We start from the raw sequence: 15,727 nt of genomic DNA, 5'->3' as shown, positions 1-15,727 counted from the left end.
TGTCCGTCAGCGTCCGGTGAATTCCGGCGGGCGCTTGTCGCGAAAGGCCGCCAGACCTTCTTTGAAATCCGATGTGCGACAGGCCAGTTCCACGTTGTACAGCTCGTGTGTCATCGCTTGCGGCAACGTCGCGTGTTGGGCGTAGCCCATCGCCTGTTTGGCCAGCCCGATCGCGACGGTGGGCCCCTTGGCCAACCGGTCGACAAGCTCGGCACTGACGGCGTCGAGTTCGGGTTCGGGGACCGCCCGGTGGATCAGCCCCCACGCGTCGGCCTCGGCGCCGCTGACCTTCTCGCCCAGCAGAAGCATTCGCTTGGCGCGGGCCAGTCCGACCAGTCGGGGCAGCAGCCAGGTGGCGCCGGAGTCGGGGGAGAACCCGCGCCCGAGAAACGGTTCCCAGAACACCGCGTCGTCGGCGGCGACGGTGAAGTCGGCGGCCAGGGCCAGGTTGGCGCCCAGCCCGACGGCCCATCCGCGCACGGTGCACACCACGGGCAGATGCAGGCTCGCGACGAGTTCGACGATCCGGTTCGCGGTGTGGGGGATGCGCCGGACCAGGTCGCCGGTGCGGGGGCGGCGTCCTGCGGCGTTGGTGGCCACCCAGTCGGCACCCGAGCAGAAGTCCGCACCGCCGCCGCGGATGTGCACCGCCCGCAGCGTGTCGTCGGTGGCGGCCGCGCCGAGCTCGGTGACCAGCGCATCGATCATGCTGTGGCTCAGGGAGTTTCGGCGCGACGGGCGATCGAGCGTGATCTGCAGGACGGTGCCGTCACGCGTCGTCGTCACCGCACCCTCGTCGGCCGCACCGGTCACCGTTGAATCCGCCAATCCCGCGCTATACGGTTAGACATACTGTATTGCTATCTTGTACAAGTTAGCAAAGACAGCTTGCTCGACGGAAGGGGCCGCGGTGGCCAAGCGCACCTACGGTGAGCAACCGCTCGCCCAGACCGTCGCCGCGGCGGGCGCCATCCGGCGACTGAGCGGGTTGCTGCTGTCACTGGAGCACGAACATCCGACCGTCGACGCAATGCTCGCGCAGATCGAGGCGTGGGAGCGCGAGCTGTCCGCCGCCGCACCACCCGATCCGTCGCCGCGAATCGGGTCGGACGCCAAGGACACCCAGCGGATCTATCTCGACCACGCGTTCGACATCGGGGCTTACAACCCGGCCTTCCCCGAGTACACGTTCGACGAGCTGGGCGAGGACGAGGCGTTCGGGCGGGTCACCTTCCCCGTCCTGTTCGAAGGTCCCCCCGGCCTCGTCAACGGTGGATACCTCGCGGTGTTCTTCGACTGTGTGACTCAGCATCAGAGCTGTGCGATCGGGCGTACCGGGAAGACCAGGGCCTTGACGGTGACGTTCCGCAGGCCCACACCGATCCTGACCGAGCTTCGCTTCGACGTGCGGCGGGTCGAGAACGACGGCCTGGTCAACTCGACGGCGCGGCTGCTGCTCGGCGACGAGGTGCTGTGCACCGGCGAGTTCAGCACCAAGGCGTCCTCACCGGACAAGCTGTCGGTCTTCGCGTTCGGGAAGCGCCGCGTCACATGACTCAGCGGATCCGTCAACCGCGGGTCGCCGAGATCGTCGCCGCCAGGCTGCGCGACGACATCCTGTCCGGGCGTCTCAAGGAGGGTGACGTGCTGCCGCCGCAGGACGGTCTGCTCGCCGAGTTCGGCGTCAGCCCACCGGCTTTGCGCGAGGCAATCCACATCCTGGAATCCGACGGGCTGATCTCGGTGCGCCGCGGGAACATGGGCGGCGCCGTCGTGCACCAGCCGTCGGCCGACCGCACCGCACACATGATCTCGATGGTGCTGCAGTCGCGTTCGGCGACACCGGCGGACGTCAGCGGGGCGCTGCTTCACCTCGAACCGATCTGTGCGGGCATGTGTGCGGCCAGACCCGACCGGATGACCGAGGTCGTTCCCTACCTGGAAAAGGAGATCGAGCGCCAGACCGCCCATCTCGCCGATCACGCGCAGTACGTGCCCAACGCGCGTCGCTTCCACGAGGCCGTCGTCTCGCGCTGCGGGAACGAACCGATGATCCTGCTGATCGGCTCCCTGGAACTGATCTGGTCGGCCCACGAGTCGTCGGTGTGGGGCGACGAGACCGGCGGCGACCCGATGAACGACAAGACCATGCGCGCCGCGCTGCGCGACCACCAGCGGCTGCTCGAGGCGATCCGCGACGGCAACGAGGCACGCGCGGTCCGGTTGGCCACCGACCACCTCGCGGCGGCCCGGCGCAACACGTTGGCCGCCGGAACGGACAAAACCATTGAGGCCAAACTCATCTCCCAAGCCCCGTGAGGACACCAGATGACCACATCTGCCGATGACCGCGTGCTCTACGACGTCGACCGCGACAAGCGGATCGCGACCATCACGTTCAACAACCCCGCGCAGCGCAACTCCTACGACGCGGCCATGCGCGAAACCGTCGGGCGCTATCTGGACCAGGTCGCCGAGGACGACGACATCACCGTGGTGCTGCTGCGCGGTGCCGAGGGGGTTTTCAGCACCGGCGCGGACATGAACAACGCCTACGGCTGGTACGGCGACGAGCGCTCGGCGCAGGCCAAGCGGCGCCCGAGTCAACGCCGTCGGTTGACCGTGGACCGCAAGTCGTTCGGCTTCTATCACAACTTCATGGGCTTCCCGAAGGTCACCGTGGGCGAGATCAACGGGTACGCGCTGGGCGGCGGGTTCGAGATGGCGCTGATGACCGACATCTCCGTCATCGGCCGCACCACCAGGATCGGCATGCCTGCGACCCGGTTCCTCGGGCCCGCTCTGGGCAGCCTGCACATGTTCTTCCACCGGCTCGGTCCGGTGCTCGCACGGCGGTTGCTGCTGACCGGCGACATCATCGAAGCCGCCGAGGTCGAACACCTCGGCGTGTTCACCGAGACCTGTGAGGCCGACCGGGTGCAGGCCAGGGCCCGGTACTGGGCCGAGAAGGCGGCCAAGATGCCCGCCGACGGCGTCGTGATCGCCAAGGAGGCGTTCCGGCTCGTCGAGCAGAGTCAGGCCTACCAAGGGGAAGAGGTCGCAAGCTATCTGTTCCACGCCTACGGGACGAACCTGCAGTTCGCCGAGGGGGAGTTCAACTTCGTCAAGACCCGCGCGCAGCACGGCACCAAGGAGGCGTTCCGGCTGCGTGACGAGCACTTTCACGTCCCCGAGCCGGAGTAGGTCCGCAGCTACATTATCTGCTAGTTTTGTAACGTCTTTAATGTCGAAGCCCGAGGTGGAGAACATGCCCACACCCGTCATCGTCGGTGCCGCCAGGACCGCGATCGGCCGTTCCTTCAAGGGGACGCTGGTCAACACTCCGCCGGAGACCCTGATCACGACCGTCCTCCCGGAGGTGATCCGTCGCTCCGGGGTCGATCCCAAGGACATCGACGATCTGATCTTCGCCGAATCCAATTACGGCGGCGGCGATCTCGCGCGATACGCGGCCGACGCCACCGGGCTGCAGGACGTTCCGGGCCAGGCGGTCAACCGGCACTGCGCGGGCAGCCTGACCGCGATCGGCAACGCGTCGGCGCAGATCGGCTCCGGTATGGAGCGGGTGCTGATCGCCGGCGGTGTGCAGTCGCTGTCGATGACCCCGCTGGTCAACTGGCGCATCCCCGGTCCCGAACTGAAGTTCGAGGAGAAGTGGATGCCGCCCACCCACGTCGAAACCCCGGACGCGCCGACACGCGACATGTCGATCACGGTCGGGTGGAACACCGCGCAGGCGGTCGGCATCACCCGTGAGGAGATGGACGCGTGGGCGGCGCGCTCGCACCAGCGCGCGATCGCCGCGATCGACGCGGGCAAGTTCCTCGACGAGATCGTGCCGCTGAAGGTGCAGCAGTTCGACGGCTCGGTCACCGAGTTCAGCGTCGACGAGCATCCCCGTCGCGACACCACCGCCGAGAAGCTGGCCGGACTCAAGCCGCTGCACCCCGAGATCGAGGGGTTCTCGATCACCGCGGGCAACAGCAGCGGCACCAACGACGCGGCAGCCGCGGTGGCGCTCGTCGAGGCCGGCTACGCCGAGGCCCACGGCCTGACCAAGATGGCGACCGTGAAGGCCTGGGCCGCCGCGGGTGTGCCGCCGCGCGACTGCGGCCTGGGTGCGGTCAAGGCGATCGGCAAGGTGCTCGACCGCGCCGGCCTCAAGGCCTCTGATGTGGCGCTGTGGGAGATCAACGAGGCGTTCGCGTCGGTGCCGATCGCGGCGTGCCGGGAGTTCGGGATCGACGAGGAGCTGGTGAATTTCTCCGGAAGCGGCTGCAGCCTCGGGCATCCGATCGCGGCCTCGGGTGCGCGGATGGTCACCACGCTGGTCTACGAACTGCAGCGGCGCGGCGGCGGCATCGGCGTCGCGGCCATGTGCGCCGGCGGCGGCCAGGGCGGCGCGGTCGTCATCGAGGTCTAGTTTCCTCGCCGAGCAGACGCAAAATGCCCTACTCGCCGCACTTTTTGGGGCAGTTTGCGTCTGCTCGCGGTGGAACAGTCAGCGTTTGCGGGCCGGTTTCCTGGCCTTGCCGGCCTCGTCGATCAGCCGGCCGGCGTGGTCGAGGATGCATTCCAGGCCGAACTCGAAGTTCTTGTCGTCGGCCGCCCCGATGTGATGGCCCTTCTCGGTGACCAGCGCCAGCAGCGGGGTGCTGTCGGCGTCGATGCTCATCGTCTCCTCGATGTCGCTCGGCCCCTCGGTGGCCATCCGGTTCTTCTCCCGCAGCCGGTGCAGCACCACCGATCCGCGCACGTGTACCGACACCGCGGAGTAGGTGTCGAACGCGTCCTCGGCGGACAGACCCGCCTCGACCAGACCGGCGATGGCCTTCTCCACCTCCTGCACGCCCAGCTTGGCCACCCGGGGACTCAGCGCCGACCGGATGAGGATCAGATCGCACAGGATCGGGTTGCCCATGAACGTTTTTCGCATCGTGCGCGCATGGTTGCGCAGCGTCTCGCGCCAGTCCTTGGCCTCGACGTAGGGGGTGGCGAACACGTACTGCCGCAGCGCGCGGTCGGTCATCGCGTTGAGCAGATCGTCCTTCTTGCGGAAGTACCAGTAGATGCTCGTCACGCCGACGCCGAGGTGCTTGCCCAGAAGCGGCATGGACAGGTTGTCGATGCCGACCTGCTCGGCGAGTTCGAACGCGCCCTTGATGATGTCGTCGGGATTGATGGACCCGCGCTCGCGTCGCTGACGCTTCTCGGCGGTGGCCTGCCTCGCCATGACACCTCCATCGGGTGGGTGGACCAGAATCTCGCGGCCGCCGCGGCTGATCTGCGCCTATGCAGATGTGCCGCGGCTCAGCCGATCCCGTCAACCATACCGGCAGGCATTCGGTCGCGGCCTTTCCCGGTCGATCCCGCCTTCTACTGTAAGTCCTATAGTAAGGTTTTCCAGGCATTCTGCGGGCGGAAGGCGATATGGATCTCGGCTTGAAGGACGCGACCGCCGTGGTGGTCGGCGGTGGACGCGGCATGGGGTTCGCGACGGCGCGGTGCCTGGCCCAGGACGGGGCCCGCGTCGCGGTGGTCGGGCGCACCGCGGGCGTCGTCGCCGACGCGGCCACCGCGCTGACCGAACTCGGCAGCCCCGACGCGCTCGGCCTGGTCGCCGACACCACCGACGCCGCGCAGGCGCAGCGTGTCTTCGACGAACTCACCGAACGCTGGGGTGAGCTCAACATCCTGATCAACGCGGTGGGCCCCGACGCCGTCGGCACGTTCGAGGAGTTGACCGACGAGCGGTGGCGCATCGCGTTCGACGGCGGCGTGATGGGCATGGTGCACTGCGTGCGCTCCGCGCTGCCCCTGCTGCGCGCCGCCCAGTGGGCCCGCATCGTGAACTTCTCGGCGCACTCCACTCAGCGCCAGAGCGTGATCCTGCCGGCCTACACCGCCGCGAAGGCGGCGCTGACGAGCGTGTCCAAGAACCTGTCGCTGCTGCTGGCCCCCGACGAGATCATGGTCAACGTCGTCTCACCGGGCAGCATCGCCTCCGAAGCCCTTCTCGGCTGGGCCGAATCGGTGGGAGTCGACGGCTCCGACCCGTACGCGCTCATGTCCGCCATCGACGAGCACTTCCGACACCCGGCTCACCTGCCGCGCGCCGGACTGCCCGACGAGATCGGCCCCGTCGTCGCCTTTCTCGCCTCGCGGCGCAACTCCTACATGACCGGAGCGAACGTCAACGTCGATGGCGGCAGCGACTTCACCTGAGCCACAACTAAACCCGAGGAGACCATCGTGGCAACTGCCAAGGACGCCAGGGACTGGGCGCGCGAACACCTGCGGGGGATCGGCGATTCGCTCTACACCCCGTTCAGCGGTCGCGACGGCGACGACATCGACTGGGATGCCTACCGCGCACTGGTGCGATACTGCGTCGGCGAGTTGAGTCATTCCCTGCTGTGGTGCACCAGCGGCATCGCCGAATTCTGGTCCCTGACCATCGACGAACGAAAACGGTTGCTGGAGATCGCGATCGAGGAAGGCCGCGCGGCCAATCCTGACGTCGTCGTGCAGGCCTGCACCGCGGCGACCGCGGCCAAGGACTGCCTCGAACTCACCCGCCACGCGCAGGAGGCCGGCGCCGACATCGTCTACATCCAGACCCCGATGATGGAGGCGCACGGCGGGCAGGGGGTGCTGGACTTCTTCCGCTACGTCGCCGAGCGCACCGACATCGCGCTGGGCATGTTCAACTCGCCGTCGTCGGGCTACGTGCTCACCCCGGCCGAAAGCGCGCGGATCTACGACGAGATCCCGGCGGTCTGCGCGACGAAGGAGGGCGCGTTCCGGCCGATGGCCAGCCGGATGCTGCACGAGCTGGCGCCGCGGCTTGCGGTGTGGGAATGCGACAAGACCGTCTACCGCGCCGGCTGGCTGCGCGACGGCATCGTCTGCCCCGCGCAGCTCGGCACCGCCGGCTACCTGTTCGAGACCCCGCAGCGGCGGGTGTTCAGCGAGTACTGGGAGCTGATCGTGACCGACCGCCTCGTCGAGGCGATGGACTTCGCGCGCGAGTCCGGGCTCGACCAGTTCGACCTCGACATGGGGTCGTGGTTCACCTGCTATCCCGGGCGGCCCGACTACTTCACGCACTGGGGTGGCGCGTTCAAGTACGCGGCGTCGGTGCTCGGGCTGCCGATCGGTTCCTATCCGCATTCGCGGCCACCGCAGGCGCAGCTGCCCGCCGAGGCAAAGACGCAGATTGCGGCCGCGTACAAGCGCTTCGGGCTCGTCGACGCGTGAGCGTCGCAGGCCTCGCCGACGGTTGCGGAAGGCGCTACCGATAGGTGTACAGTATGAGCATTCACCAAGCTCGCGCCGCATGGAGGAGGACTGCTGGGTGAGCGCTCCTGAGCAAGTCGCCGCGCCGGTCCGCTACGAGGTGTTCGACACCGGGGTCGCCCTGCTCACCCTCAACCGCCCGGACCGGATGAACGGCTGGGGCGGTGGACTGGCCTCGGCCTTCTTCGGGTTCATGGACGACGCCGCGGCCGACCCCGACGTGCGGGTCATCGTCGTCACCGGGAGCGGACGCGCCTTCTGTGCCGGCGCCGACATGGGCGACCTCAGCTCGATCAGCGCCACCACCGTCGACGCCGCCGCCGGCACCGACGTCGGCCATCTGGTCGGCGAGCGGCATCCGCATTTCCTGATGGGCGTGCGCAAACCGGTCATCGCCGCGATCAACGGTGCCTGCGCGGGAATGGGCCTGACGCTCGCGCTGGCCTGCGACGTGCGGTTCGCCGCCGACGGCGCCAAGTTCACCACGTCCTTCGCCCGGCGCGGACTGATCGCCGAATACGGCATCTCCTGGCTGCTGCCGCGGGTCGTCGGCACCGGGGTGGCCACCGACCTGCTGCTGTCGGGCCGGGTGTTCCTCGCCGACGAAGCCGCCGGCCTGGGCGTGGTCAACAAGGTGCTCGCACCTGAGGAGCTGCTGCCGCACACGCTCGCCTACGCCGGCGACATCGCCGCCAACTGTGCACCCAATTCCCTGGCGGTGATCAAGCAACAGGTGTACGCAGATTCCATGCGCAGCGTCTTCGAAGCCAGCGACCGCGCGGAAAAGCTGATGCACGAGTCGATGACGCGACCCGACTTCATCGAGGGCATCACGAGCTTCTTCGAGAAGCGACCGCCGAACTTCCCGCCACTGGAACCCGAGAAGGAGGATGCGTCGTGAGCGCACCACAGCCCCTGGACTACATGGCCATCGACGTCGACAACCACTACTACGAGCCGCTGGACGCGTTCACCCGGCATCTGCCCAAGGAGTTCAAGCGCCGCGGGGTGCAGATGCTCACCGAGGGCAAACGCACCTTCGCCGTGATGGGCGGCGTGGTCAACCACTTCATCCCGAACCCGACGTTCGACCCGATCATCGAACCGGGCTGCCTGGATCTGTTGTTCCGCGGCGAGATCCCCGAAGGTGTCGACCCGGCGTCGCTGATGAAGGTGGACCGGCTGGCCGACCACCCCGAGTACCAGAACCGCGACGCCCGCGTGAAGATCCTCGACAAGCAGAACCTCGAAACGGTGTTCATGCTGCCGACGTTCGCGTGCGGCGTGGAGGAGGCGCTCAAACACGACATCGAGGCGACGATGGCCTCGGTCCACGCGTTCAACCTCTGGCTCGACGAGGACTGGGGTTTCGACCGGCCCGACCACCGCTTCATCTCCGCGCCGATCATCTCGCTGGCTGACCCCGAAAAGGCCGTCGAGGAAGTGGAATTCGTGCTCGGCCGCGGCGCCAAGACGGTGTGTGTGCGACCGGCGCCGGTGCCCGGTCTGGTCAAACCCCGCTCGCTGGGCGACCCGCTGCACGACCCGGTGTGGGCTCGGCTGGCCGAAGCGGGCGTCCCGGTGATCTTCCACCTGTCCGACAGCGGCTACCTCGCGATCGCGGCGCTGTGGGGCGGCAAGGCGACATTCGAGGGTTTCGGCAAGAAGGATCCGCTCGACCAGGTGCTGCTCGACGACCGCGCCATCCACGACACGATGGCCTCGATGATCGTCCACCAGGTGTTCACCCGGCACCCGACGCTGAAGGTGGCCAGCATCGAGAACGGTTCCTACTTCGTCTACCGGCTGATCAAGCGCTTGAAGAAGGCGGCCAACACCGCGCCGTACCACTTCAAGGAAGACCCCGTCGAGCAGTTGCGCAACAACGTCTGGATCGCGCCGTACTACGAGGACGACGTGAAACTGCTCGCCGAGACCATCGGCGTGGACAAGATCCTGTTCGGCTCGGACTGGCCGCACGGTGAGGGCCTGGCCGATCCGATGGCGTTCACCGCCGACATCCCGCAGTTCCCCGAGTTCAGCGCCGAGGACACCCGAAAGGTGATGCGCGACAACGCGTTCCAGTTGCTGGGCGCGCACGTGACGGCCAGCGCCTGACCATGGGTGAGTGGACGATCGGGGCGGTTCTCGACGCGATCGCGCAGGCCGCGCCGGACCGGTTGATGACGGTCTGCGGTGACCGGCGCAGCACGTTCGGCGAGTCCGCGGAGCGCACCCGCCGGCTCGCGAACTTCCTGGCCGGTCAGGGGTTCGGCGCGCACCGGGAACGCGCGGATCTGCAGAACTGGGAGTGCGGGCAGGACCGCGTCGCGCTGCTGATGCACAACGACCTGTACCCGGACATGGTGATCGGGTGCCTCAAGGCGCGCACGGTACCGGTCAACGTGAACTACAACTACACCCCGCGCGAGGTCGCCGAGCTGTTCGACTACCTGCGTCCGCGCGCGGTGATCTACCACCGCTCGTTCGGCCCGAAGTTCGCCGACGTGCTGCCGCCGGCGACCGCGGACCTGATGATCTCGATCGACGACGACGTCTGCGTACCGCAGCTCACCGGCGCGACGACGCTGGACGACGCACTGGCACAGGTGGATGGCGACCGCGACATCGCCGCCACGCCCGACGACGTGATGATGGTGTGCACGGGTGGCACCACCGGGCGGCCCAAGGGGGTCATGTGGCGCCAGAGCGACACCTACGTCATCTCGATGAACGGCGCCGACCACGACTCGGTCGACGAGATCCACGCCAAGGTCACCCACGCCGGAGCGCCGTGGTTCGCGGTGTCCCCGCTGATGCACGCCGCCGGCATGTGGACCGCGTTCGCCGCGCTGCTCAACGGTATCCCGGTGATCCTCTACGACCGCACGAAGTTCGACCCCCGTGCGGTGCTCGAAACCGCGCAGCACCACAAGGTCGGCCTGATGACGATGGTCGGTGACGCGTACGCGGGCCCGCTGGTGCAGGAGTTGCGCGCCGGCGACTACGACCTGTCTTCGCTGTTCGCGATCGGGACCGGCGGGGCGGCGACCAACCCGAAACACCAACGCGCGCTGCTGGATCTGCTGCCGCAGATCACGTTGATCAACGGTTACGGTTCGTCGGAGACCGGCAATGTGGGGTTCGGCCGCAGCCAGCGCGGCGACCGCAAGGAGACCTTCGAACTGCGCGAGGGCGCGCTGGTGCTCTCCGAGGACTACACCCGGTTCCTGCGCCCCGGCGAGGACGAGATCGGGTTCGTCGCGCGCGGCGGACGGATCCCGCTGGGCTACTTCGACGACGAGGCCGCGACCCGCCGGACATTCCCGGTCGTCGACGGCCAGCGGGTGGTGATCTCCGGCGACCGCGGATCGCTGGCCCCCGACGGCACCCTGCAGCTGTACGGCCGCGACTCGCTCGTCGTCAACACGGGCGGGGAGAAGGTCTTCGTCGAAGAGGTCGAAGAAGTGCTGCGCACCCATCCCGCTGTCGCCGACGCGCTGGTGGTCGGGCGGCCGAGCGAGCGGTGGGGCGAAGAGGTCGTCGCGCTGGTGTCGCTGCACGACGGGCCACAGGTCGGCCACGAACCGCTGCACGCCCACTGCACGGCCACGCTCGCGAGGTTCAAGACCCCGAAGGAGTTCATCATCGTCGAACAGGTCCGTCGTCTCGGCAACGGCAAACCGGACTACCGCTGGGCCAAAGCCGCCGCCGCGCAACAGGTGACCGCATGAGTCACCGGGCCAACCGGGCCATTGACTGTCTGGTCAACGTCCACTTCGGTGAAACGGCCAAGCAACCCGAGTTCATGCTCAAGGTTCGCGACGACTACTTCAAGGGACGCAAGTCACTCTACGACCAGGTCGAGCTGCCCGAACTGCTCGACGAGATGGCCGAGCACGGCGTCGAGAAGGCCATCCTGATGGACAATCTCGTCAAGCCGTCGGTGACTGCCCGCAAGTTCGTCGAGGAGCGTCCGGACAAGTTCGCGCTCGCCATCGGCGGCGTGAACCTGCTGCGCCCGATCCCGTCGCTGCGCGACCTCGCCGCGGTCGTGGCCGATCTACCGGTGGCGTACGCCGCTGTGGGGCCGAGCTTCTGGGGCGACGGGCAGTATCCGCCCAGCGACGCGGTGTACTACCCGCTCTACACCAAGTGCGCCGAACTCGGTCTGCCGCTGTGCGTCAACACCGGACTGCCCGGCCCGCCGATCCCCGGCGAGGTGCAGAACCCGATCCACCTGGACCGGGTGTGTGTGCGGTTCCCCGAACTGAAGCTGTGCATGATCCACGGCGCCGACCCGTGGTGGGACGTCGCGATCCGGCTGCTGATCAAGTACGCCAACCTGCGGTTGATGACGTCGGCGTGGTCGCCGAAACGCCTGCCCGACAGCCTGTTGCACTTCATGCGCACCCGCGGGAAGACCAAGGTGATCTTCGCCTCGGACTGGCCGGTGCTGCGGCAGAGCCGCGTGGTGCCCGAAGCATTGGCGTTGGACTTGCCCGCAGATGTGCTCGACAACTACCTCTTCAACAACGCCAACGACTTCTTCTTCGGCACCGACGACCAGGAGCAGTGATGGACCGCTACGAACTGCGCAGGCTCGACTACAGCCTGTCCGAGGACCACCAGGCGCTGCAGGCGGCGTACAAGGACTTCTTCAAGACGCACTGCTCGATCGAAACCGTGCGCGCCGCAGAGGCGTCCGGCTTCGACAAGAGCCTGTGGGAGCGCCTGTGCACGATGGGAGCGACCACGATGGCGCTGCCCGACGACGTCGGCGGCGACGGCGCGACGCTGGTCGATCTGACGCTGGTCGCCGAGGAGATCGGCCGCTCGCTGGCCCCGGTGCCGTGGATCGACCACGTGTGCGCCGCACGCCTGCTCGGCAGGCTCGGCGCCGCCGACCCCGAGATCGTCAACGGCACCCAGATCGTCGGCCTGGACCCGCAGCACGACAGCCTCGCCGGTAGGCGGCTGGTGCCCAGCGGATCGGTGGCCGACCACGTCGTCGTGCGTGACGGCGAGCAGATCGTCAAGCTCACGTTCGCGACCCGCCCGGCGAAGGTCGACAACATCGGCAAGCTGCCGATGGCGTGGATCGACCCCGCCGCCGCCGACAGCCGCACGGTGCTGGCGTCGGGTGCCGACGCGCTGGCCGAATTCCAACGCGCACTGGACGAATGGCGGGTCCTGAGCGCTGCGGCGCTGACCGGGCTGGTCGAGGAGACGATGACGATCGCCGCGGAGTTCGCCAAGAGCCGCTACACGCTCGGCGTGCCGATCTCGACACTGCAGGCGATCTCGCATCCGCTGGCCAACATCGCGATCACCGTGCAGGGCGGGCGGAACCTGGCCCGCCGCGCCGCGTGGTTCCTCGACAACGAGCCCGACGAGCGCCGCGAACTGGCGCCGTCGGCGTTCGTGTTCATGGCCGAGGAAGCGGCCATGGCCGCCACCATGGCGGTGCACGTGCAGGGTGGGCTCGGGGTCTCGGCCGAGGCGGCCGCCAGCGCGTATCTGGTGCGGGCACGCGGCTGGGCGCTGGCCGGGGGAGACCCGGGCGCCAGCGCGAAGTACATCGCGGAGATCGTCGCGGCACGCGAGAGCGGAGTGAACTGATGGACTTCTCACGCATCGAGCTGTCCGACGAGGACCGGGCGTTCCTCGAGGAGTCGCGCGCGTTCCTCAAGGAGGTCGTCACCGAGGACGTGCTGCGCCGCGACCGGGAGACCGGCGACAACTTCGACGAGGGTGTGCATCTGGCGCTGGGCCGCGCCGGTTACCTTGCCCGCGAATGGAAACCGGAGTCCGAGGGCGGATTCAACCGGGTGCGCCGCCGTATCTGGGAGCTGGAGAAGCGGCGCGCCCACGTGCCGTGGGTGACGTTCGGCACCACCGCGATGATCGCCCGGTCGGTGGCCAAGTTCGGCTCACCCGAGCTCAAGGCCGAGGTGATGCCGCGGGTGTACAGCGGCGAGGTCCGGCTGTGTCTGGGCTACACCGAGCCCGAGGGCGGCTCCGACGTGGCGACCTGCAAGACCAGGGCGGTGCGCGACGGCGACGGCTGGGTGATCAACGGTTCGAAGATGTTCACCACCGGCGCACACAACTGCCAGTACGTCTTCCTGATCACCAACACCGACCCCGAAGCGCCGAAACACAAGAGCCTGACCATGTTTCTGGTGCCGCTCGACTCGCCGGGTATCGATATCCAGGGTATCCGCACAGTCGACGGGGACCGCACCAACATCGTCTACTACACAGACGTCCGCGTCGACGACAAGTACCGGCTCGGCGAGGTGAACGACGGGTGGACGGTGGTGCGCGAACCGCTGAACGCCGAACACGGCGCGGTCGAGGCCGCCGCCGACGGTCTGCAGGACGTCGCGATCATGATGCACCAGGCCAATACGATGGCCGCCGCGGTCGACCGGGCCGCCGCCGATCTGAGCCGGCCCGATCCGAGCGGCCGCCGACCGCTCGACGACGGCTCGGTGGCATACCGGTTGGGCCGCAGCGTCGCCCGCATGGAGGCGGCGTTCGCCACGCCGAACATCTTCGGCCGCGTCGCGCTGGCGCAGACGATGCGCGACATCTCGCCCGACCTGATGGACATCCACGGCACCGCGGCGTCGCTGCCGCTCGGCGCCGACGGGGCCGCCGACGACGGCGCGGCCGAGTACGTGTTCCGGTTCGCCCCGCTGGTCGGGATCTACGGCGGGACGCTCGAGGTGTTCCGCAACATGATCGCGCAGTACGTGTTGGGGCTGGGCAAACCGGCCTACGCCCCGCCGGCCAAGAAGGCCGGCTGATTGTGGCGGGCGTGCGCGTCTGCCCATGACACGCCGCGCAATTCCGACAGTTTGCGCACGCTCGGGGCGGGCTGACGTTATGAAGAAGGCATGAACGCAACTCCCGGACGACGCGCGCTGGTGATGGGTGCGAGCGGTTTCGTCGGCTCACACGTCACCCGCAAGCTCGCCGAGCGCGGCGACGACGTGCGGGTGTACCTGCGCACGACCAGTTCGACGACCGGCATCGACGACCTCGACGTGCAGCGCTGCTACGGCGACCTCTACGACGAGGACGCGCTGCGGGACGCGATGGCCGACCGCGACGTCGTCTACTACTGCGTCGTGGACACGCGCTTCCACCTGCGCGACCCGGCGCCGCTGTTCGAGACCAACGTCAACTGCCTACGGCGGGTGCTCGACGTCGCGGTGAAGGCCGGACTGCACCGGTTCGTGTTCTGCAGCACCATCGGCACGATCGCGCTCGGCGACGGCCGCGGCCCGGTCACCGAGGACATGCCGTTCGACTGGGGAGACAAGGGCGGCCCGTACATCGAGTCGCGCCGCCAGGCCGAGGAACTGGTGCTGTCCTATGCGCGCGACCGCGGGCTGCCGGCCGTCGCGATGTGCGTGTCGAACCCGTACGGGCCCGGGGACTGGCAGCCCCACCAGGGTCTGATGGTCCAGTACGCCGCATTCGGCAAGGTGCCCGCCTACATCAAGGGCGTCTGCACCGAGGTCGTCGGCATCGAGGACGTAGCCGAGGCGTTCCTGCTCGCCGGCGAGCACGGTCGCATCGGCGAGCGGTACATCATCTCCGAGACCTACATGCCGATGCGCGACATGCTGGCCACCGCGGCGACGGCGGTCGGCGCCAAACCGCCCCGCATCGGCATACCGTTGCCGGTGGTGTACGCGACGATATGGGTGGCCGACCGGATCGCCAGGCTGCTGCGACGCGATATCGGCATCAACACCAACGGAATCCGGCTGCTGCACATCATGGCGCCCGCCGACCACAGCAAGGCGACCCGCGAGCTCGGCTGGCATCCGCGCCCGACGTCGGAGTCGCTCGAACGGGCCGCGCGGTTCTACGTCGAGCAGGCGAAGAAGACGGCGTGACCGAGACGGACCTCGCGGAGATCGAGGCGATCAAGCAACTCAAGGCGCGCTACTACCGGCTGCTCGACACCAAGGACTGGGCCGGCTGGCGCGCCCTGTTCGTCGACGACTTCGTCAGCGACACCACGCCGGCCGGCGGTAAACGCATCGAGGGCGCCGACGAGTTCGTCGGATTCACCCGCAAGAGCCTGCGCAATCAGGCCACCGTCCACCAGGTGCACGCACCCGAGATCGAGCTGACCTCAGCGACGACGGCGCGCGGTGTGTGGGCGCTCGAAGACGTGGTGCGCTTCGGCCCCGGCGTCAACCTGCGCGGCTACGGCCATTATCACGAGACCTACGAGAAGCTGGACGGGCAGTGGCGTTTCACCAGCTCGACCCTCACCCGGCTGCGCGAGGACATCTTCAACGGTGTTGTCGCGGTGTACATCTCCGATCGGTTGCGCAGGATTCTCTTGAGAGCCTCGCGGCGCGCGATGAAGTGAAACCCG

Annotated in this window: 16 protein-coding genes; 14 read left to right on the top strand and 2 right to left on the bottom strand. The window is 68.0% G+C overall.

Annotated features, from left to right (window positions below; all coding sequences use genetic code 11):
* Positions 1 to 6: 6 nt before the first annotated feature.
* Positions 7 to 813 carry an enoyl-CoA hydratase/isomerase family protein gene (locus BHQ18_RS01820; RefSeq protein WP_069411843.1) on the bottom strand — a complete coding sequence of 269 codons (807 nt, stop codon included), beginning with the start codon at positions 811 to 813 and terminating at the stop codon, positions 7 to 9.
* A 97-nt stretch (positions 814 to 910) separates the two neighbouring features.
* Between BHQ18_RS01820 and BHQ18_RS01815 the strand changes: the two genes are divergently transcribed.
* The 4 genes from BHQ18_RS01815 (at position 911) to BHQ18_RS01800 (ending at position 4,444) form a co-directional block, all read left to right on the top strand.
* Positions 911 to 1,555, top strand: a complete 645-nt coding sequence (locus tag BHQ18_RS01815; protein ID WP_069411842.1) for a hotdog family protein — start codon at positions 911 to 913, stop codon at positions 1,553 to 1,555.
* Positions 1,552 to 2,319, top strand: coding sequence for a FadR/GntR family transcriptional regulator (locus BHQ18_RS01810; RefSeq protein ID WP_069411841.1), 768 nt, complete (start codon positions 1,552 to 1,554; stop codon positions 2,317 to 2,319). The genes BHQ18_RS01815 and BHQ18_RS01810 overlap by 4 nt, the downstream gene beginning before the upstream one ends.
* 9 nt (positions 2,320 to 2,328) lie before the next feature.
* The gene (locus tag BHQ18_RS01805) at positions 2,329 to 3,204 is read left to right on the top strand and encodes an enoyl-CoA hydratase/isomerase family protein (RefSeq protein ID WP_069411840.1); all 876 of its coding nucleotides are present in this window, start codon (positions 2,329 to 2,331) and stop codon (positions 3,202 to 3,204) included.
* Positions 3,205 to 3,268: 64 nt separating this feature from the next.
* Entirely contained in the window at positions 3,269 to 4,444 is a 1,176-nt protein-coding gene (locus BHQ18_RS01800; protein WP_069412002.1) for a thiolase family protein, read from the top strand.
* A 78-nt stretch (positions 4,445 to 4,522) separates the two neighbouring features.
* Here BHQ18_RS01800 and BHQ18_RS01795 read toward each other — a convergent pair whose 3' ends face one another.
* Positions 4,523 to 5,254, bottom strand: a complete 732-nt coding sequence (locus tag BHQ18_RS01795; protein ID WP_069411839.1) for a TetR/AcrR family transcriptional regulator — start codon at positions 5,252 to 5,254, stop codon at positions 4,523 to 4,525.
* A 197-nt stretch (positions 5,255 to 5,451) separates the two neighbouring features.
* Between BHQ18_RS01795 and BHQ18_RS01790 the strand changes: the two genes are divergently transcribed.
* The 10 genes from BHQ18_RS01790 (at position 5,452) to BHQ18_RS01745 (ending at position 15,721) form a co-directional block, all read left to right on the top strand.
* Positions 5,452 to 6,246, top strand: coding sequence for an SDR family NAD(P)-dependent oxidoreductase (locus BHQ18_RS01790; RefSeq protein WP_069411838.1), 795 nt, complete (start codon positions 5,452 to 5,454; stop codon positions 6,244 to 6,246).
* A gap of 27 nt (positions 6,247 to 6,273) precedes the next feature.
* Positions 6,274 to 7,281: a dihydrodipicolinate synthase family protein gene (locus BHQ18_RS01785; RefSeq protein ID WP_069411837.1), complete on the top strand. Its 1,008-nt coding sequence runs from the start codon at positions 6,274 to 6,276 to the stop codon at positions 7,279 to 7,281.
* A gap of 79 nt (positions 7,282 to 7,360) precedes the next feature.
* Entirely contained in the window at positions 7,361 to 8,221 is an 861-nt protein-coding gene (locus BHQ18_RS01780; RefSeq protein WP_069411836.1) for an enoyl-CoA hydratase, read from the top strand.
* Positions 8,222 to 8,244: 23 nt separating this feature from the next.
* Positions 8,245 to 9,438 (top strand): amidohydrolase family protein, encoded by a 1,194-nt coding sequence (locus BHQ18_RS01775; protein ID WP_205866026.1) that lies wholly within the window; start codon positions 8,245 to 8,247, stop codon positions 9,436 to 9,438.
* Between the two features lie 2 nt (positions 9,439 to 9,440).
* Positions 9,441 to 11,054 carry an acyl-CoA synthetase gene (locus BHQ18_RS01770; RefSeq protein WP_069411834.1) on the top strand — a complete coding sequence of 538 codons (1,614 nt, stop codon included), beginning with the start codon at positions 9,441 to 9,443 and terminating at the stop codon, positions 11,052 to 11,054.
* Positions 11,051 to 11,899, top strand: a complete 849-nt coding sequence (locus BHQ18_RS01765; RefSeq protein WP_069411833.1) for an amidohydrolase family protein — start codon at positions 11,051 to 11,053, stop codon at positions 11,897 to 11,899. The genes BHQ18_RS01770 and BHQ18_RS01765 overlap by 4 nt, the downstream gene beginning before the upstream one ends.
* Positions 11,899 to 12,942, top strand: coding sequence for an acyl-CoA dehydrogenase family protein (locus BHQ18_RS01760; protein ID WP_069411832.1), 1,044 nt, complete (start codon positions 11,899 to 11,901; stop codon positions 12,940 to 12,942). Before BHQ18_RS01765 ends, BHQ18_RS01760 begins: the two co-directional genes overlap by 1 nt.
* Entirely contained in the window at positions 12,942 to 14,135 is a 1,194-nt protein-coding gene (locus BHQ18_RS01755) for an acyl-CoA dehydrogenase family protein (protein ID WP_069411831.1), read from the top strand. Before BHQ18_RS01760 ends, BHQ18_RS01755 begins: the two co-directional genes overlap by 1 nt.
* Positions 14,136 to 14,225: 90 nt before the next feature.
* Positions 14,226 to 15,236 (top strand): NAD-dependent epimerase/dehydratase family protein, encoded by a 1,011-nt coding sequence (locus BHQ18_RS01750; RefSeq protein WP_069411830.1) that lies wholly within the window; start codon positions 14,226 to 14,228, stop codon positions 15,234 to 15,236.
* Positions 15,233 to 15,721: a nuclear transport factor 2 family protein gene (locus BHQ18_RS01745; RefSeq protein WP_069411829.1), complete on the top strand. Its 489-nt coding sequence runs from the start codon at positions 15,233 to 15,235 to the stop codon at positions 15,719 to 15,721. The genes BHQ18_RS01750 and BHQ18_RS01745 overlap by 4 nt, the downstream gene beginning before the upstream one ends.
* Positions 15,722 to 15,727 lie beyond the last annotated feature (6 nt).

Source organism: Mycolicibacterium flavescens (assembly GCF_001722335.1).
Classification (GTDB): domain Bacteria; phylum Actinomycetota; class Actinomycetes; order Mycobacteriales; family Mycobacteriaceae; genus Mycobacterium; species Mycobacterium flavescens.
Note: the sequence above shows the minus strand (reverse complement) of the source record. Positions and strands in the feature narration are given on the sequence as shown.

Bases quoted from the DNA above. Each gene is read 5' to 3' on its own strand.
- BHQ18_RS01810 (WP_069411841.1), top strand. From the start codon at position 1,552: ATGACTCAGCGGATCCGTCAACCGCGGGTCGCCGAGATCGTCGCCGCC.
- BHQ18_RS01805 (WP_069411840.1), top strand. From the start codon at position 2,329: ATGACCACATCTGCCGATGACCGCGTGCTCTACGACGTCGACCGCGAC.
- BHQ18_RS01800 (WP_069412002.1), top strand. From the start codon at position 3,269: ATGCCCACACCCGTCATCGTCGGTGCCGCCAGGACCGCGATCGGCCGT.
- BHQ18_RS01795 (WP_069411839.1), bottom strand. From the start codon at position 5,254: ATGGCGAGGCAGGCCACCGCCGAGAAGCGTCAGCGACGCGAGCGCGGG.
- BHQ18_RS01790 (WP_069411838.1), top strand. From the start codon at position 5,452: ATGGATCTCGGCTTGAAGGACGCGACCGCCGTGGTGGTCGGCGGTGGA.
- BHQ18_RS01780 (WP_069411836.1), top strand. From the start codon at position 7,361: ATGGAGGAGGACTGCTGGGTGAGCGCTCCTGAGCAAGTCGCCGCGCCG.
- BHQ18_RS01775 (WP_205866026.1), top strand. From the start codon at position 8,245: ATGGCCATCGACGTCGACAACCACTACTACGAGCCGCTGGACGCGTTC.
- BHQ18_RS01770 (WP_069411834.1), top strand. From the start codon at position 9,441: ATGGGTGAGTGGACGATCGGGGCGGTTCTCGACGCGATCGCGCAGGCC.
- BHQ18_RS01765 (WP_069411833.1), top strand. From the start codon at position 11,051: ATGAGTCACCGGGCCAACCGGGCCATTGACTGTCTGGTCAACGTCCAC.
- BHQ18_RS01760 (WP_069411832.1), top strand. From the start codon at position 11,899: ATGGACCGCTACGAACTGCGCAGGCTCGACTACAGCCTGTCCGAGGAC.
- BHQ18_RS01755 (WP_069411831.1), top strand. From the start codon at position 12,942: ATGGACTTCTCACGCATCGAGCTGTCCGACGAGGACCGGGCGTTCCTC.
- BHQ18_RS01750 (WP_069411830.1), top strand. From the start codon at position 14,226: ATGAACGCAACTCCCGGACGACGCGCGCTGGTGATGGGTGCGAGCGGT.